Below are 18,178 nucleotides of genomic sequence, written 5' to 3'. Positions count from 1 at the left end.
AACGACAACAACAAGGCAAGGAAGAATATCGGGGCCGGACGGCCCCGATGGCAGGCTGATCAATCCTGGTGGAGAGGCGGCACTTCCCGCGCCAGCGCCTGCTTTTCAACGGCAAAGCGTCCGGTCACTGCAAAACCGAGTGTTTCGCCATCAGGCGACTTGAACAACGCTTTCACGTCCGAGGCTTCCTGTTCAATCTGCCAGTTCCCTTCGGCGCCGACCGGTGGCGGGCATACGGCTGTCGGGCAGCACGGTGTCTTGACCATGATTGGCATGGTGCCATAACGGACCTCGGTGCGTTCGCCCGTAAGAGTTTTCGCCAGCGCACGGGCACAGGCCATCAGAGGCAGAACATAAAGCAGCACCTGGCCGTCCACCTCGGCGCAGTCGCCCAGGGCATAGACATCCTCTGCAGAGGTTTCCAGCGCACGGTTCACCTGTATACCCCGCCCGGTGTCCAGCTCCGCGGCTTTCGCCAGCTCGGTTCGCGGCCGCAAACCGACGGCCGAAATCACCAGGTCAGCCTGCAGTGTTTCACCGTTACCCAGCGTCAGCCGGACGCCGTCTCCGTCCTCATCAACCCGCTCGACAACGGTTCCCAGGTGGAAACGAACCCCGAGCTCCGTCAGCTCATGGCGAACAGCCTCAGCCGCCGGCTCCGGCAAAAGGCTGGGCATCACCGTGGCGTCCGGTGCAACCACGTCGACCTCATAACCACCATTGCGAAGATCGTTGGCAAACTCACAACCAATCAGCCCGGCCCCCATGATCGCTACCCGCTTACCGCCTTCCAGCGCTTTGCGGAATGCCCGGTAGTCCAGCAGGTCGTTGATGGAGTGCACGCGGTCCAGGCCATTCCCGGCCAGTCCGAGGCGGATAACGTCAGCCCCCCAGGCCAGCACCAGCTTGCTGTAACCTAGCCGTTCATCACCCAGGACCAACTCGTGCTTGCCGGTGTCTATGCCGGTCACGGTGGTGTAGGTGCGTATTTCCACCCCAAGCTGCTCAGCCATGGCTTCGGTATCGGCCTGGGCCAGGCCCTGGGCGTCTTTGTCTTTGGTAAACCCGGTAGACAGCATCGGCTTGGAATAGCTTACGCCATCATCGGCGGTGACCATGACGACCGGGGTGTCTTTGTCCAGCTTGCGGAATTCGCGCACCAGCGAATAGCCCGACAACCCGGTGCCTACAATCACAATCGGTGCCTGGTTGGTCATTCATCTGCTCCGTTTATCAGCCGATTTCGATCATCTCGAAGTCTTCTTTGCCAACGCCGCAATCCGGGCAAACCCAATCCTCGGGCACGTCTTCCCATTTTGTACCCGGCTCGATTCCATCTTCCGGCCAACCCTCGGCCTCATCGTAGATCAGGCCACAAACCACACACTGCCACTTCTTCATGCTATATCTCCCATCAATGTTGGCGGAATATTATTGTCTGACAATGCAACAATCAAGCATCACTTAAAAGATTTGTCCGGACAGGCCAGACAACCGCAAAGGGCCATAATACTCGCCCCATTGCCGATGACCAATGCCAGCACGGACGCTCGTCCCGGTATATTTGTGCCAATAGCTGTAACTACAGATAGCTAACTGGTGCCACCCCCTCCCTTCAATCGGCCCACTTCGGTATAATCGCCGGTTTTACGACAGGATCCGACCGTTATGACCGATACCGTCGCCGACATGAACCAGGTCATGGCCGAAGCCGACTGCCTGGTGAATGAGCAGCAGGTGAGCGCCGCCATCGACACGATGGCCACTGCCATTACCGAGCGCCTTAAAGACAGCAACCCACTGCTGTTCTGTGTGATGAACGGCGGTCTTATACTGACCGGACAACTGCTGCCCAGGCTTCTGTTCCCGGTTCAGGCGGAGTACCTGCACGCAACCCGCTACCGCCAGGAAACCACCGGCGGCATCCTGGAATGGAAGCTCCAGCCTGAGGCCGACATGAAAGGCCGCACGGTATTGATTGTCGACGACATCCTCGACGAGGGTACGACCCTCTACGCCATTGCGGATTACTGCCTGGCTCATGGTGCCCGAGAAGTCCTGACCGCAGTTCTGGTCGACAAGGAGCATGATCGCAAGGCCCGCCCTGGCCTGAAAGCAGACTTCACCGGCCTGTATGTGGAAGACCGATTCCTGTTCGGTTATGGCATGGACTACAAGGGATACTGGCGCAACGCGCCCGGAATCTATGCCGTCAAAGGACTCTGACCACCGCAACGGGCCGATCATCCCCCCCACGCGCTGGTACCGTTCTCTTGCTGCCGCCGGGCTTCACAATCCGGCGGTGCACGGCCCGGCTCGGCACTGGCTCCAGGTGGAGGGCTCGTTTACCCGGGTGCTCCAACAACAGTGCCGTTACCGCTTTCACGTGGAAGTCTGCAACGAGGGCTTCGCCGTGCCAACACTTGAGGAAGCCCGGCGCCTCGGCCTCGCGCCCCGACAGCGGGCCTGGATCAGGGAAGTTCGCCTGTGCGGCGATAGCCAACCCTGGGTTCTTGCCCGCACCGTCATTCCCCTGGCCTGCCTCGAAGGCAAGGGCCGACGCCTTCGTAACCTCGGCAACAAGCCTCTTGGTGCCTATCTTTTCAGCCGTCCTGAATGGCTGCGCGGCCCACTGGAAACCGGGCTGTGCCAGAACACCGATGACCAGCAACCACAATTGGCCCGGCGCTCCCTGTTTCACCGGGGCAACGAGGCCCTGATGGTGGGCGAGTACCTGCTGCCAACACTCTACCAGCGGTAAACGCGGGTTTAACCGGCGCCGCCAGGCTGGCTATAATCAGCCACTGCCCACGCACCCGACCGATGGAAGACCCTTGCCATGCTGCAGAACGCCCTGCCAGAACACGTCCAGAGCCGTCTGGCCGACTACGCGAAGCTGCTGCGCATCGACCGACCTATTGGCAGCCTGCTGTTACTCTGGCCCACCTGGTGGGCACTCTGGCTTGCCGCGGGCGGAATGCCGTCCCTGGCCAACATTGTGATCTTCACCCTGGGTGTGTTCTTCATGCGGGCGGCAGGCTGTGCCATCAACGACTTCGCTGACCGAGACTGGGACCGTCATGTCAAACGCACCAAAGACCGCCCCCTGACTACCGGTCGCATCCGGGCCTGGGAAGCCGTCGCGCTGTTTGCCGGCCTGTGCCTGGTGTCGTTACTGATGGTCGTGCTGTTTACCAACTCGCTGACCCTGTACCTGTCATTCGGTGGCGCCCTGCTGGCGTTCATCTACCCATTCATGAAACGCTATACCCACCTGCCCCAGCTGTTCCTGGGCGCCGCTTTCTCCTGGGCCATCCCCATGGCCTGGGCCGCCGAGGCCAATGAACTGAGCCAGCTCACCTGGCTGCTGTTCACCGCCAATGTGCTCTGGACTGTCGCCTACGACACCCTCTACGCCATGGTTGACCGGGATGATGACGTCAAGGTAGGGATCAAATCGACCGCCATCCTGTTTGGCGAGGCAGACCGGGTCATTATCGGTGCCTTGCAGGCGATGGTGATTGTCATCCTGATCATGGTGGGCAACCAGGCCGAACTCGGCACCTTCTACTACCTGGGGGTTACTGCTATGGCCAGCCTGTTTGTCTACCACCAGTACCTGGCACGGGAACGCTCCCGGGACGGCTGCTTCAGGGCCTTTCTCAACAACAACTGGGCCGGCTTTGCGGTGTTCGCCGGTCTGGCCCTGGATTTGATGCTCTGACCATCCAGCCATGTCATATACTTGTAACAAAGACGCGTTGTAATGACCCAGCAACATTACTGGGGAGCCATTTTGCTCCCGGGGTCTGACACAGGTTAATGCTCATGACTGGAAAAACTGTCCTGATCGTCGATGACGAAGCACCTATCCGCGAGATGATCGCGGTTGCGCTCGAAATGGCTGATTATGACTACCTAGAGGCAGCGGATGCCCGCGAAGCGCATGCCCTGATCGTTGATAAACAGCCCGACCTGATTCTGCTGGACTGGATGCTTCCTGGCACCAGTGGCGTTGAACTGGCTCGAAGGCTGAAAAAAGAAGAGGCCACGGCGGACATTCCGATCATCATGCTGACCGCCAAGGTTGAGGAAGACAACAAGATCCAGGGCCTTGAAGTGGGTGCCGACGATTACATCACCAAGCCTTTCAGCCCAAGGGAACTGGTGGCACGTCTGAAGGCCGTACTCCGCCGCGCAACGCCAGCCGGCGTCGACAGCCCTATTGAAGTGGAGGGCCTGACCCTGGACCCGGTCGGCCATCGGGTCACTTCCCCTGAGGGCGCACTGACCATGGGACCCACCGAATACCGGCTGTTGCAGTTTTTCATGACTCACCAGGAACGGGTGTATACCCGCTCCCAGTTGCTGGACCAGGTCTGGGGCGGCAATGTGTATGTTGAAGAACGCACCGTTGACGTGCACATACGGCGCTTGCGCAAGGCGCTCGGCGACAAGTACGATCACCTGATTCAGACGGTACGGGGCACCGGATACCGCTTCTCAACACGGGCCGCCTGATCCACACCGGCCGTCACGCATCAGCGCCGGACACACAACAAGGCAGACTTTGATGCAACACAACTGGTCAAGATATCTGCGGCTGATCATCGCCGGCCTTGCTGGCACCACCCTGGTGGGCTGGTATTTCGGCTACCCATTGTATGGCCTGCTTGCGGGACTGATGGCCTACCTCTTGTGGACGCTGGGCCAGGCACGCCACCTCTACCAATGGCTGGCCAACCCCAGCGCCACCGGCGAGCCACCCAAAAGTATCGGCCTTTGGGGTGACATCTTTGACAACCTGCACAAACTTCACCAGGGCCACCTGCTAACCCAGGACCGGCTGCGTGCCCGGATCAACCGGGTGCAGGAATCCACCAACGCCATGCGCGATGGGGTCATCATGACCGACGCCCGGGGCGCCATGGAGTGGTGGAACGGCTCGGCGGAATACCTGCTCGGATTCCGGCGCAGCACCGACCAGGGGCAATACATTCACAACCTGATTCGCACCCCGACCTTCAAAGCCTACTTCGACGCCCGGGATTACCGGGAGCCACTGGAAATCCACTCACCAGCCCGGCCCCACATCCACCTGCAGATCCAGATCAGCCTGTTTGGCGATGACGACCGGCTGATCGTCGCCAAGGACGTCACCCGGCTTTACCAACTGGAACAGATGCGCAGGGATTTTGTCGGCAACGTCTCCCATGAAATGCGTACCCCGCTGACCGTCATCAGCGGATATCTGGAAACCCTGGTTGATCACGGTGACGAACTGCCCCCGAAGTGGCGACGGGCCATCAACACCATGGCGGCGCAGTCCTCCCGCATGGAGGCCCTGATAACCGACTTGATCCTGCTGTCAAAAATTGAGACCGGGGAACACACCAGCGACGATGCCCTGACCGATGTCGAACAGCTGATCGAGCAGATCTGCCACGATGCCAGGGCGCTCAGTGGCGAGAGAAATCACAGAATTCTGGTAGAGGTCACAGACCACCGTCTGTTACGGGGCGACGAGAGTCAGCTAAGGAGCGCCTTTTCAAACCTGATCTTCAATGCCGTCAAATACACCCCGGCCAACGGCAACATTGAAGTCTCCTGGAGTACCAACCGGGACGGCGCTCACCTGCGGGTAAAGGACACCGGCATCGGTATTGACCCGGTTCATATTCCCCGACTGACCGAGCGTTTTTACCGGGCCGACCCGAGCCGACACAAAGATACCGGCGGGACTGGTCTGGGCCTGGCCATCGTCAAGCATGTACTGATCAACCACGACGGCAATCTCGAAATTCGCAGTAAGGTTGGCGAAGGCAGCGAATTCATTTGCCACTTCCCCCGGGAACGACTGGTGGAACGGGTTCCGGAAACCAACGACCGCTGATTCGCCCGACACCAGGGCGACCTAGCGGCTACCTGCACGGAATCGCGCCACAAATCGTGACAGATCTTCCAGTTTTTTCGGATCCTCGTCGACAAACCGGATGGTGACGCTGACAAAGTCGGTATCCTGTCGTTTGTCGACTGCCTGCAACTGGTGCACATAGCCATTCAGGCGAGCCATCTGCCCGTCGCCAATATCAATATCCACCACCGCCTGATCCAGGATGCCGGGAAACTCCTGGTCCCGCTTGGCAATCACCCGAACTTCCATCAAGTTGACATCTTTCACCACAGATTTCAGCGTGCTGTCGGAAAACCTGACCGAGGCCAGGCTCATGGGCCCGCGAGCGGCCGGTCTGGACGTGGCTTCTCGACGCCCTCCCGCCAACAGCGGATTGTCCTGTTCCTCGGCACCAGCGGCCGGTTCTTTTCGAGGCTCAGGAGCATCCCGCTTCTGGGTTAGTAGCGCCGCTGATTCCTTGAAGGCATCCGCCGGCCCCTCCATGGATTTGCCGCCTTTCTCCATGGCGTCTTTCAGGCGCCGCCCCATAACCTTGATAATTTTCTTGCTCAACCCCTCAGGACTGAATGGCTTGCCCAGGTACTCGGACACCCCTTCCTTGACCGCCTCAATCACATGGTCCTTATCGCCCCGGCTGGTAATCATGATGAATGGCACTTTCTCGTACTGAGGCTGCTGGCGCATCCACTGCAGCAGTTCCAGCCCGGACATCTCGGGCATTTCCCAGTCACACAGAACCAGATCAAAATTGCTCCGGGACATCAGCGACTGGGCCCGGCGACCATTCTGGGCATCGGTAGTCTCGATCACCGGGAATCGCTGGCGTACGGTGCGTTTTACCAGATCCCTCACAAAACTGGCGTCGTCCACCACCAGCGCTTTCAGTGTTGCCATAAAACCATCCACTCCGGGCTTGCGTGCATCCGTAAACTATAGAACATCACGGGCTCAGCGTGACCCACCCGCAACAAAAAGACGACAAACACGACAGATGCCATCAGGCATTAAAGAATTGTCACACACCAGGCCCTCATGCAGTGTTTTCCCGGCTGGAAAACAGGCTAACATGGCGACATCGATCGCTTACCTTCGTCCCGAGAGGTTTACTGTGGCTCATCTGATTACACGGCCGAACATCCGCCGTACCCTGGCTGCCCTGTCACTATCGGCCCTGGCCTTTAGCGCTCAGGGCCAGAGCATACCGGTCATGACCGACGAGCAATTTGCCGAGTGCAAACAAACCCTCGAGGCCAGGGCTGTCGGTGCCGGCGTCAGCGAGGCTACCGCCCGGGACGTGCTGGCCAACGTTAACTATATTGAGCGCGTGATTGAGCTCGACCGCCGGCAACCGGAGTTTACAACCACGTTTGCCGATTACCTCAACCGCCGCGTGAATGAGTCCCGAATTACCAAAGGCCGGGAGTTACTCGAAACGCATCGGGATCTGCTCAACCGGGTTACCCGTGAAACCGGAGTCCCGGCGCCCTACCTGCTGGCGTTCTGGGGCCTTGAGACTAACTATGGCAGCTACTTCGGCAAGATGCCGGTGCCCAGCTCACTGGCAACCCTGGCCTGCGACCAGCGCCGCAGCACTTTTTTTACCGAGCAGTTCGTTGCGGCCCTGAAAATCATTGACGAAGGGGCCATTCCCGCGGAACAGATGGAAGGCTCCTGGGCCGGCGCCATGGGCCACGTCCAGTTCATGCCCACTGTGTTCCTGCAACATGCGGTCGATGCCGATGGCGACGGCCGCCGGGACCTTTGGAACAGCCTGCCGGATGCCATGATGTCTGCGGGTAAGTTCCTCCAATCCATGGGCTGGGACGGCGAGTATCGCTGGGGCCGGGAGGTCCTTCTGCCAGCCAACTTTGACTTCAGCCTGTCCGATGGCCGCCGTTTACCATTGGCCGAATGGCGTGGTATGGGCATCACAGATGCCTTTGGCAACGCCCTGGCAAACGAACCAATTGAAGCGGCACTGGTGGTGCCCAGCGGCCATCGGGGCCCGGCGTTCCTGGTTTACAGCAACTTCCGGGTCATCATGGGCTGGAACCGTTCGGAGTTCTATGCCGTGTCCGTTGGCCACCTGGCCGATCGAATTGCTGGCGCAGGCGGGTTACAGAATCCACCGCCGGAAGATCAGCCCACCCTGTCCCGTGACCAGATCATCCAGCTTCAGGAGAACCTCAACACCAAGGGTTTTGCCAGCGGCAACCCTGATGGCATCCTCGGCTCAAACACCCGTAAGGCCATTCGCGAGTTCCAGAAATCCCAGGGCCTGATTGCCGACGGCATGCCGTCGGAACTCCTGCTCGAGAAACTGAACATGACCAGTGGAAGCTGACGCCCATTGCGTCGGCTTTTTTTACACACTCTTCATTAGCCAGACTACTAATCCTTTATTAACAGCCAGTTATACATCTGGCACAGATCTGGCTACATGTTCCAGCGATTCCCGGAGCCAACGGGAGAAACTGATTAGCTGGTAACAAGGTGAAGATCATGAACACATTGATGAAAGGACTCGTTGCAACTGCAGCCATGGGCTTTGCGGCGACAGCAGCAGCATTCCCGGTTGACCTGGAAAACGTATCCGGTGCCTGGGGAAGCCCCACTGGCGGCAGCAATATCCAGGGCGTGGGAACTGATAATTTGCGCTGGGGTGAAGGTCTGGTTACCTGTTCCGGCAAACTTTGGTGGAAAGAATGTTCACAAGGGCCGCAAAGCGGGTATGGGTTTGAGGGTGCCACCAACCTGCCTGAAACCATTGCTTCCAGCGACCCGTTTGTTCTTGGCAGCTTCACCCACTTCAACAACCGGATTACCGGCGACAGCATCACTGCCGTAGATCTGGATGTTTACGCAACCTTCTCGACAACCCCGGATAACGGCAATGTCACTGGCCCCTACACGTTCCAGTTTTCCCATAACGAAACGCCAAATGTCTATTGTGGCCCACTGTCCTTTATCTTCGGTTGTTCAACCAAAGACGTTGATGACATTGTGCGCCTGGACAACATGATTGAAAGTTCAGAGTTCCAGTTCGGCTCCAGCATCTACTCGCTGACCCTGCTGGGCTTTGAGGGTGGCGTTGATGAGATTTATACCGCAGAAGGCAAGGCTACCTCGGTTAACCTGCTGGCGAAACTGAACGTTCGCTCCGTGCCAGAGCCCGGCACCCTCGCCTTACTCGGCCTTGGTCTGGCTGGTCTTGGCCTGGCCCGTCGCCGTAAAGTCTGATGCTCCCACACCGGCGGCCTGCCCGCCGCTGTCTTTCCTCCCAACCAGTGATCTGATTCCGGAATCAGCGCATAATATCTGCCATATCCCTCACGATATTGTCGCGGAGATTCATGGATTCCATTACCCAAGCCGCTCTCGGCGCCTCCATTGCCGGTGCGGTTGCCGGCAAGACACTCGGTCGCTCTGCCCTGCTCACCGGCGCATTGCTGGGCACCCTGCCTGACCTGGACGTGGTCATCGACTACGGCAGCGCTGTGGCCAATTTCACCCAGCACCGGGGCTTCAGCCATTCCCTGTTTATCCTTATCCCGCTGTCGTTTCTGATTGCCTGGGGCTTGTGGCGATGGAAACCGCAGCTTTCCTATCAACGGTGGCTGGCCCTGGTAGGTTTGATTCTGGTCACTCACCCGCTGCTGGATGCCTTTACCACCTATGGCACCCAATTGTTCTGGCCCCTGGGAGACCCGGTTGCCCTCAACAGCATTTTTATCATTGACCCTTTGTATACCCTGCCCTTGTTGGCGGGTTGCCTGGTGTTCCTGATTCGCCCCCCGGCAACCAATGCCGTTGCCACCGGCCTGGTGCTATCGACCCTGTACCTGGGCTGGACCCTGGTTGCCCAGCAGTGGACCACCGACAGGGTTCAACCCGCTCTGGCGGAGGTCGGTATGAACGAGGCATCCTTGCTGGTTCAGCCGATGCCATTCAACACGATTTTATGGCGGGTAACTGCCATCACTGACGAACACAGGGTTGAAATAGTAACCGGGTTTCTCGATGGCAGCGATGAACTGAATCTGGAGCATTTCCCCCGCCGGCCCGATCTGGCGCAATCGGTTGCCTCCTTGCCGGAGGCCCGACGTCTTGAATGGTTTACCCGAGGCTTTCTGGACTACCGGCTAGCCGGCAACCAGATCACCGCCACAGACATTCGCCTGGGCATCCCCGGTGCTCACCCCTTTACCTTCATTCTGGCGGAGACCTCCGAATCCGGTGTTACTCCCATCCCCAGCGGCCGCCTGCCGCGGCCATCGGTTAACCGGGACGCCCTGCCGCTGCTCTGGTCAAGACTGACAGGACGAACGCCGGTGCTGTGCCTGGCAACCCTGTCTGCACCTCCGCAAGGACACGGTTGCTGATGCGCCTGGATCAGTTTGTCGCCAACAGCAGCGGGCTTTCCCGCAAGGACAGCAAGCGAGCAATTTCAGCTGGGCGAGTGTCGGTGGATGGTAAAATGACCAAGGGTGCCAACAGCCAGGTTCCGGAGCACGCAAAGGTAACATTGGACAACCAGGCGCTGGCCCTGCCCGGTGGCCTGTACCTGATGATGAACAAGCCGGCCGGGGTTATCAGTGCCACCAACGACAGCAACCAGCCTACCGCTGTTGATCTTCTGCCACCTGAACTGGCCCGACAGGTTCATATCGCTGGCCGGCTCGACAAAGACACCACCGGATTGTTACTTCTGACCAGCGACGGCCAATGGTCTCATCAGATAACGTCACCACGCCGGGCTTGCCCGAAAACCTACCGGGTCACCCTGGCCGAACCGCTGGACAAACACGCCTGCCAGGCACTTGAGCAAGGTGTTGAACTGAAAGGCGAGCACAAACCGACACTACCCGCCCGGGTGCTGCAACACTCGGCCACCGAGATCGAACTGACCATCCGGGAAGGCAAGTACCATCAGGTAAAGCGCATGCTGGCAGCGGTAGGTAACCACGTAAAGGCACTGCACCGGCAGAGGATTGGCGATATTGTTCTCGATCCGGGTCTGGCACCCGGGCACTACCGCTCATTGACCGCGCAGGAAATACAGTCTGTGGTCGAACCCGATTAATCAGCGGCGATACGTTCGAATTTCTGGGCCTCGAGGTTTTTGCGCACTGCACCGGCCTCAAAAACCTCACCGTTCATGGCGATATAGACTCCCGGTGGCAGAAGCTGCGTCGCCGCCCAGGCAAAACCGATGTTGAAGATGGCATCGGTTCGGCGCATACGGGCGGGCTGCATGGCACCGGTCAGCACGATGGTGCGATCCGCCAGCGGCTTCAGCACCTGGGCGGTTTGGGCCATGGTATCGGTACCATGGGTAATCAGGATTCTGGAGCAGTCCGAGATTCGAACAGCCTCCAGAATGGTCGCCCGGTCATCGTCAGTGAGTTCCAGGCTGTCCTTGCGCATCAGCTCGCGAATCCTATAGCCCTCATGAATATTGGATTCTCTGAGCAACTCCGGGAGCAGGCTCTCACCAATTTCAAACTTGCTGTTGGCGTCAAAGTACACCTTGTCGATGGTACCGCCGGTCGTCAGTATCTGGATCATCGTCACCTGAACCCTGTTATTGGTTGATACGCGCGGTCTGGCTTCCCTCAGTCGCCGCCAAGGCAGCGTTTTTCTCCTGCTCGTAGCGTTTGGCCGCAGCGGCTACAGACCCGGGGTCGCCACTCGCCAGCCAGCGTTTGATGCGGCCGGCATCGCCCATCGGCGATCGGGTGCCCAACGAATCCAGCAGTACCGTAATCACCGGCTTGCTGTCCATGTCCGAAACCATGATCAGGCACCGGCCGGCGTCCGTCAGGTAACCCGTCTTGCTCAGCCCCACCCCCCAGCTTTGGCGGTGCACCAAGGCATTGGTGTTTCCAAACGACAAGCTGTACCTGGGACCCCTGAATTCAGCACGGTAATAGCCGGTGGTCGAGTATTCGCCGATCAGCGGGTACGCCAGTGCCGCATTGGCCAGACGCACCAGATCTGAGGCGCTCGATACGTTCTCGATAGACAGACCAGTGGGATCAACAAACCGGGTGTTATCCATACCCAGTTCGGCGGCCTTGGCGTTCATTGCGGCAACAAAGCCGTCGAAACCATCGGGATAGGATCGCGCCAGGGTGTAGGCGGCAAAATTCTCCGACGACATCAGGGCAATTCTCAGCACGTCACCGCGCTTCAATCGCGAGCCTACCCGAATACGGGTCCAGGCATTGGCCGCTGCGGGCACGTGGCGCTCTTCGAAGGTCAGCCATTCATTCATGTCCTGTCCGGATTCTACAACCACCAGGGCGGTCATCAGCTTGGTGATTGACGCAATCGGAACCGGCCGATCAGCATTTTTACCAAACAACAGCGCGTCTTCTCCGGCAATGGCGGCGGCGGCATTGACCGATGCCAGTGCTGGCATCCCCTGACCCGTCGCCAGCGCCGGGCTTGCAGACAGCAAAAACATGACCGCCAGCAGCACCGGCACAATGAATAACCGCTTGATGAACATCATACTGCGTTGCACTCCCGAACCTTATCCTGTCGCCTCGCCGAAACACCTACTATACCAGCGCCAGCCATCTGTTGCGCAGGTCTCATTTTAATCATGCGTTTTAAACAGCAAATGCAAAATACGATCAAATACATTAAAATTTGTTGAAATTCATATTGTTACAATTCGTTAACGGTTGTAATTTTAGGTAATTTCAGCCGATCACGTTGCCAGGATGTTCACCGAATGGATTCCGAACCCGCGAACCAGACCAGCCGCGCCCCGCTGACCAGGCTGCCTTTTTTGCAATCACTGAACCGCTGGTTTCCCTTTCTTATCCTGTTCCTGGCCGCCGGCTACGGTCTAACCGCTGCGCTCCTCAGTGTACCGTCCGCCACTCCCGAACAGACCCTGACGGCGACCATCGGCAGCGCTGCTCAGGTCAGACTGCACCCGCAGTCCCACTACCTGCTCGCCCCACTGGCCGAGGTACTGGAGCAGCAACGCTGGCACTCCGGGGCCTGGGAACCACTGTCAATAGACCGTGCCGGCATCGGCTATCCGAGAATGCCCGCCACCTTCCGGATGACACTGACAACCGAGGGACAGGAACCGGTCAACAGCCAACTGGTGGTACCGGCGCCCTATCTGGATCACCTCCAGCCGGCGCTGATTCATCCGGACGGTACCATCGAGACGCTCCCGGTAATGGGCGACCAATACCCGTTTGATAACCGCTACGTGGCCCTGCCCCAGTGGATCTGGCCGGTCACCCTTCAGCCCGGCGAAACGGTGTTGCTGATGGAGGTGAGAAACAGCGGCCCGGTGATGTTGCCGCTGTCTGTTGCCGGAGGCAATGAGGTTGTCAGCGAGGGCACCTTCAGCACCGCGTGGAAATCGTTTGTTACCGGATTGCTGGTGTTCGCCCTTTTGCTCAACCTGAGCATCGTCGCCAAACTGAAGCGCCCCGGACTTGCCTGGCTCAGTGTGCTGATGATTGGCGTGATCTACAGCCAGTTGGTTATGGACGGGCTTGGGCTTTGGCTATTCTGGCCAGGCATGCCGGAGCTCAATTCACTGCTCTCGGTCAGTCTGTCCCTGTGCCTGATCGCGCTGTGCGAATTCACCCCCCATTTCATGGCCATCCACCGCACGGGGCGTAGAATTCTCCGGGGCTTCAGCATCGCAGCCGGGCTGCATTTGCTGGCCGCCCCGTTAACACTGCCATTACTGGGACAGGACGTTTTTCTGATCATCAGCGCCGCCGGTGGCGCCTTCATTCTGGCCCTGGTCCTCAGCCAGCTGCGCAAACACGTTTACGCCCGCTATTACGCATTGTCGGTGCTTGCCATTGTGCTGGGCGCCGTGATTAGTTCACTGAGGACGATCGGCTGGTTCCCGGTCACGCCGCTGACCGATTCCGCCTTCTTTCTCGGGGCAGCCGCGGGATCGCTGATCCTGACCAGCGGTGTTGGCCGCCTGCTGCTGGAAGAGCGCAAGCGTCGCCTGAGCTCGGATATTCGGGTGCAGGAGGAACAGAAACTGCGAGCCCGCATCGAAAGGGATTACGACCGGGTACTGAAAACTCATCGGGTCACCGGCAAACCGAACCGACCGATGCTGGAAGAAACCCTGGGCAACATCGACTGCCAACAAACCCCTTACAACCTGTGCCTCATCCGCCTGGCACGATTCAACGAACTGGAACAGGCCCTGGGCTACCGGACAGCCGAAGACCTGCTCAAACAATACTTGCGCCGTTTGAACCGCTACCTCAAGCGCACCCTTGGTGATCGGTTGATCATGATCAACGGCTACGGCATCGCCACACTCGACACCGTCAACCACGCCTTCGCCATGGATCGCGGCAGTGATCCGGCACAGGATCGCGAATTACTGGAAACCATCAGTCACTGGCTGTCAGAGAATTTCCGCGAGGGGCGGTTTTCGTTCTCCTGGGCGGCATCGATGGGGGTCGCCTATGCGCCTGAGCATGGTACCGATGCCGCCAGTGTGCTCTCCTCGGCCGGTTTTGCATCACTGGATGAAACCCGCCCGATGGCGGTCTACGACCCGGCCATTGCCGACTGGCAGTACCAACAGCAAATCCTGATGCTGGATGTTGAAGACGCCCTGCGCTGTGGGGATATGTGGCTGGAATACCAGCCCAAGGTGAGCATTCGGGATGGCAAGGTGCGTTCCGCTGAGGCGCTGATTCGCTGGCAACATCCGGAGTTCGGCCGAATTCCTCCGGATCACTGGATTCCCCTGGCCGAACAGGTGGGTATCATTCACTCCGTGACCTTGTGGGTGTTGGACCAGGCCTGCCAGGATTTTGCCCCATTGCAGCAGCGCTACGGGGAAAGCATCGGTGTTGCCGTCAACATCTCCGCCAAAGACGTTGCCCATCCATTGTTCCATGAGGAAGCCGGCGCCATCACCCGCCGGCACGGGGTCAGCCCGGACCGGGTCATTCTGGAAATCACAGAAACCGCCGCCATGGCCGACCCGGAAGTGGCCCGGCGCGCCATCCGCACCCTCAGTAGCATGGGGTTCCGCATTGCCCTTGACGACTTCGGTTCCGGGCACTCATCCCTGGGCAACCTGGCCAGTTTCCCGCTGGATGAATTGAAGATTGACCGCAGTTTCCTGCAAGACGTACTGCTTTACCCGGTCCGCCAGAAAATTCTGAGAGCAGCCCTGGAGTTGGGCGAGGCGCTGGACCTTGATGTGGTTGTTGAAGGGGTAGAAGATGAAGCCATTGCCCTGTGGCTGCAGCAGTTCCCCGGCCTGCACGGCCAGGGCTACTACTGGGCACGACCCGAAAGGGTCAGAGCAGCGCTGGTCAGCCCCCGATAATCACAGAGCCGCTGCCGATCGTCACCCCGCCGCAGGATACAGCGCTACCTGTAATGGCAGCCGGTTTGCCATTGATCATCACCGACGATGACCCTTCGGCAATCACTCTGGGGTGGTTGGAATGCTTGGGCTTGGAATGGGGTGCCAGGGGGTCGCCAAGGCGGGCAACCGGTTTGCCATCCACAAGCACATCCGGAGAACCGGCGAGAACCGGGGTAGGCGGAAATCCCTGATGGTCTGAACCGAGATCTCCCAACAGCACGATAGCTTTGCTCATTGTCTGATTCCTTTCAGGACAAGTTTGGAAGAAACATCCTATAACGTTTCTACCGATAACCCAACCCATCGCTCGTGGCTTTGTGACGCTTCCGAAAAGATGCAATTACGACTGACCTGAATCAAGGGATCCCCGGGCCGGGCGTTTTACACTTCTTTAACACTCTCAAGCTCAAAAGCCATGGAGGCCGCACCATGCCATCGCCCAACGTACAAGCTCCATCGCCGGCTCCTGCATACAACAGTGCAGCCTACCAACGCTGGCAGCAGGGCTATGGGGTTATCCGCCACTCGGAAGACACCGAAGCCAGGGTTCAGGCTCTGGCCCAAAAACTGGTGGCGAACGGCCTCCAGCCCGATACCGATACCGTCTACCAGAAACTGGCCTACCTGGACCGTCTCACCAGCGCAGGGCTCTGGCTGGTGGTGCACATGACCTACTGCAACCGGGTGGACATCTCCGGGGCACCACTGGCTGCACAGGATTTCAAAGCATCACCCGAAGGCCATACCGGTGGCGCCCTCAATATGGTGCCTGCCTACGCTGCTTACCTGGCCTTGAACAACCTGACCGGTCAAACCCGGAGCTGGCTGATGGGCCAGGGCCATTGCGTTGCCGCCGTCGACGCCCTCAACGTGTTGACGGGTAACCTGCATCCGGAACAGCGGGCCCGCTACCTGGCACCGGACGGTTTGTCGCGGCTTGCCTCGGATTTTTACAGCTACCGCCAGAAGCCCGACGGCACCATGGCCTCCCCCCTGGGCAGTCACGTCAATCCGCACACCGCCGGGGGCATCCTGGAGGGCGGCTACCTGGGCTTCGCCGAACTGCAGTATGCCCACATGCCGCTGCCGGGCGAATCACTGGTGGCCTTCCTCTCGGACGGCGCCGCAGAGGAACAAAGAGGAAGCGACTGGATTCCGCGCTGGTGGCGGGCGGACGATTGCGGGCAGGTTCTGCCGATCATGATTGCCAATGGCCGAAGAATTGAACAGCGCACCGAGCTGGGCACCCGGGAAGGGCTGGAACGCTTCGCCGAACTGCTTGAGGCACACGGATTTGAGCCGGCACGTTTCGATGGCAAAGACCCTGCGGCATTTGTTTGCACCCTGTTTGATATGGAGCGGACACTGGCGGCCCATGGCAACGCCGCCAGCCGTGGTGAAGCCAGCTACCCCGTCCGCATCCCATACGGTATCGCCGAAACCACCAAGGGTTTCGGATTCTACGGTGCCGGTCAAAATTCTGCCCACAACCTGCCCCTGCCGGGCAACCCGCGGCTGGACACCCGGGCCCGGGACCTGTTCAACGAGCACATCCAGCCCCTGTGGGTACCTCCGGAAGAACTTGAGTGGGCCGTTGCTGCGCTGAACGAGCATCGCCAGCAACAACGCCCCCTTGAGCGGGATCACCCCCTGGCACTGCGCAACCCACGTGAACCCCAGGTTCCGGTATTGCCATACAGTCAGGACAAGTCATCACCGATGACGGCCGTGGATGCCTTCTTCCGGGCACTGACCAGGAGCAATCCGGATCTTCGGCCCAGGGTGGGCAATCCGGATGAACTGGCGAGTAATCGGCTGACGGGTGTTCTCAAAGACCTCAGGCATCGAGTGAACGACCCGGAAAGCGATGACGAATCCATTCACGGCCATATCATCACCGCCCTTAACGAGGAGGCCGTGGTCTCTGCCTGCCTGGCCAACAAAGCCGGCCTGAATCTGGTTGCCAGTTATGAGGCCTTCTGCGTAAAAATGCTCGGGGCGGTGCGGCAGGAGCTGATCTTTGCCAGGCATCAGAAAGAGGTGGGCCGGCCCGCGCGCTGGCTTGGCTTCCCGATCATAGCCACCTCCCACACCTGGGAAAACGGCAAGAACGAGCAGTCCCATCAGGACACTACGTTCTGTGAGGCTTTGCTTGGCGAGATGAGCGATGTATCCCGGGTGCTTTTCCCTGCCGACTACAACAGCACCCTCGCGGTTCTGCCGTCGGTATTCACCGAACGCGGGAGAATCAGCTGCATGGTTATCCCGAAGCGTGACCGGCCCTGTGTGTTCAATGCTCACGAGGCTGAGCGCCTGGCAAGGCACGGCGCCTTGGTGGTCGACGAAGACACCTCTGCCGGTGAGGAGCCCCTGCTGCTGATTGCCAATGGTGCCTATCAACTATCAGAGGCCATTCGCGCCTGCGAACGTTTGCGGGAAACCGGAACGCCGTTCCGTCTGGTCTACTTGCAGGAACCGGGCCGGTTCCGCCAGCCCCGGGATCCCCTCGAAGCGGCCGCCTGCCTGACCGAGTTCGAGCGGGAACGGCTGTTCCCGCACCGGATGCAGCGGCGAGTGGCACTCACCCACATGCGCCCGGAAGTGTTCCGGGGACACCTGCACACTCTGTTCCCCCAGCCCGCCCATTCACGGGTATTGGGATACATCAACCGCGGTGGCACCCTGAACGAAGCCGGCATGCTGTTCGCCAACCAGTGTTCCTGGGGCCACGCCCTGGCGGCCTGTGCCGACGTCATGGACAAACCACCGGGCGAGTGGCTGTCCAGCGCAGAGCTGGCAGCCGTGGAAGGTCGCGGAGATCCTTCGGTGATAACCCGGGGCTTGCCCTGAGCACCCGGAGGGACCCC

17 protein-coding genes are annotated in these 18,178 nt (G+C 59.4%); 11 read left to right on the top strand and 6 right to left on the bottom strand.

Translation table 11 applies throughout. The features are described 5' to 3' along the window. Positions 1-59 precede the first annotated feature (59 nt). Both ASQ50_RS12495 and ASQ50_RS12490 read right to left on the bottom strand, forming a co-directional pair. Positions 60-1,217: an NAD(P)/FAD-dependent oxidoreductase gene (locus ASQ50_RS12495; protein WP_058091528.1), complete on the bottom strand. Its 1,158-nt coding sequence runs from the start codon at positions 1,215-1,217 to the stop codon at positions 60-62. A gap of 16 nt (positions 1,218-1,233) precedes the next feature. Then, the gene (locus ASQ50_RS12490) at positions 1,234-1,401 is read right to left on the bottom strand and encodes a rubredoxin (protein WP_008173532.1); all 168 of its coding nucleotides are present in this window, start codon (positions 1,399-1,401) and stop codon (positions 1,234-1,236) included. Positions 1,402-1,668: 267 nt separating this feature from the next. Between ASQ50_RS12490 and ASQ50_RS12485 the strand changes: the two genes are divergently transcribed. The 5 genes from ASQ50_RS12485 (at position 1,669) to phoR (ending at position 5,893) form a co-directional block, all read left to right on the top strand. Next, the gene (locus ASQ50_RS12485) at positions 1,669-2,226 is read left to right on the top strand and encodes a hypoxanthine-guanine phosphoribosyltransferase (protein ID WP_058091529.1); all 558 of its coding nucleotides are present in this window, start codon (positions 1,669-1,671) and stop codon (positions 2,224-2,226) included. After that, complete coding sequence (locus ASQ50_RS12480) at positions 2,207-2,761, top strand: chorismate--pyruvate lyase family protein (protein WP_058091530.1); 555 nt, start codon at positions 2,207-2,209, stop codon at positions 2,759-2,761. Before ASQ50_RS12485 ends, ASQ50_RS12480 begins: the two co-directional genes overlap by 20 nt. Positions 2,762-2,839: 78 nt before the next feature. Further along, a complete protein-coding gene (ubiA, locus tag ASQ50_RS12475) occupies positions 2,840-3,724 on the top strand; it encodes a 4-hydroxybenzoate octaprenyltransferase (protein ID WP_058091531.1) in 885 nt (294 codons plus the stop codon). 104 nt (positions 3,725-3,828) lie between these two features. Further along, on the top strand, positions 3,829-4,521 hold the full coding sequence (phoB, locus tag ASQ50_RS12470; RefSeq protein WP_058091532.1) for a phosphate regulon transcriptional regulator PhoB: 693 nt from the start codon (positions 3,829-3,831) through the stop codon (positions 4,519-4,521). A 52-nt stretch (positions 4,522-4,573) separates the two neighbouring features. Next, positions 4,574-5,893, top strand: a complete 1,320-nt coding sequence (gene phoR / locus ASQ50_RS12465) for a phosphate regulon sensor histidine kinase PhoR (protein ID WP_058091533.1) — start codon at positions 4,574-4,576, stop codon at positions 5,891-5,893. Positions 5,894-5,914: 21 nt separating this feature from the next. Here the strand turns inward: phoR and ASQ50_RS12460 are convergent, their stop codons facing one another. Next, positions 5,915-6,808, bottom strand: coding sequence for a response regulator (locus tag ASQ50_RS12460; protein WP_058091534.1), 894 nt, complete (start codon positions 6,806-6,808; stop codon positions 5,915-5,917). 313 nt (positions 6,809-7,121) lie between these two features. Between ASQ50_RS12460 and ASQ50_RS12455 the strand changes: the two genes are divergently transcribed. The 4 genes from ASQ50_RS12455 to ASQ50_RS12440 all read left to right on the top strand — a co-directional run bounded on the left by ASQ50_RS12455 (position 7,122) and on the right by ASQ50_RS12440 (position 10,997). Further along, positions 7,122-8,258, top strand: coding sequence for a lytic murein transglycosylase (locus ASQ50_RS12455; RefSeq protein ID WP_412535739.1), 1,137 nt, complete (start codon positions 7,122-7,124; stop codon positions 8,256-8,258). Positions 8,259-8,416: 158 nt separating this feature from the next. After that, a complete protein-coding gene (locus tag ASQ50_RS12450) occupies positions 8,417-9,154 on the top strand; it encodes a THxN family PEP-CTERM protein (protein WP_058091536.1) in 738 nt (245 codons plus the stop codon). Between the two features lie 113 nt (positions 9,155-9,267). Further along, complete coding sequence (locus ASQ50_RS12445; RefSeq protein ID WP_058091537.1) at positions 9,268-10,296, top strand: metal-dependent hydrolase; 1,029 nt, start codon at positions 9,268-9,270, stop codon at positions 10,294-10,296. Beyond that, on the top strand, positions 10,296-10,997 hold the full coding sequence (locus tag ASQ50_RS12440; protein ID WP_058091538.1) for a pseudouridine synthase: 702 nt from the start codon (positions 10,296-10,298) through the stop codon (positions 10,995-10,997). Before ASQ50_RS12445 ends, ASQ50_RS12440 begins: the two co-directional genes overlap by 1 nt. Here the strand turns inward: ASQ50_RS12440 and ASQ50_RS12435 are convergent. After that, a complete protein-coding gene (locus tag ASQ50_RS12435) occupies positions 10,994-11,482 on the bottom strand; it encodes an asparaginase domain-containing protein (RefSeq protein WP_058091539.1) in 489 nt (162 codons plus the stop codon). The two genes, ASQ50_RS12440 and ASQ50_RS12435, sit on opposite strands and share 4 nt — an antisense overlap. A gap of 16 nt (positions 11,483-11,498) precedes the next feature. After that, entirely contained in the window at positions 11,499-12,431 is a 933-nt protein-coding gene (gene pbpG, locus ASQ50_RS12430; RefSeq protein WP_227513158.1) for a D-alanyl-D-alanine endopeptidase, read from the bottom strand. Between the two features lie 225 nt (positions 12,432-12,656). Between pbpG and ASQ50_RS12425 the strand changes: the two genes are divergently transcribed. Further along, positions 12,657-15,269 carry an EAL domain-containing protein gene (locus ASQ50_RS12425; RefSeq protein ID WP_058091540.1) on the top strand — a complete coding sequence of 871 codons (2,613 nt, stop codon included), beginning with the start codon at positions 12,657-12,659 and terminating at the stop codon, positions 15,267-15,269. On the opposite strand, the gene ASQ50_RS12420 is transcribed toward ASQ50_RS12425, so the two are convergent. Further along, positions 15,256-15,546, bottom strand: coding sequence for a type VI secretion system PAAR protein (locus ASQ50_RS12420; RefSeq protein WP_058091541.1), 291 nt, complete (start codon positions 15,544-15,546; stop codon positions 15,256-15,258). The genes ASQ50_RS12425 and ASQ50_RS12420 overlap by 14 nt on opposite strands. A 194-nt stretch (positions 15,547-15,740) precedes the next feature. On the opposite strand from ASQ50_RS12420, the gene ASQ50_RS12415 reads away from it, so the two are divergent. Continuing rightward, positions 15,741-18,161, top strand: coding sequence for a xylulose 5-phosphate 3-epimerase (locus ASQ50_RS12415; RefSeq protein WP_058091542.1), 2,421 nt, complete (start codon positions 15,741-15,743; stop codon positions 18,159-18,161). The last annotated feature ends 17 nt before the right edge of the window (positions 18,162-18,178 follow it).

Origin of the sequence: Marinobacter sp. LQ44 (assembly GCF_001447155.2) — a bacterium.
GTDB lineage: Bacteria > Pseudomonadota > Gammaproteobacteria > Pseudomonadales > Oleiphilaceae > Marinobacter.
Note: the sequence above shows the minus strand (reverse complement) of the source record. Positions and strands in the feature narration are given on the sequence as shown.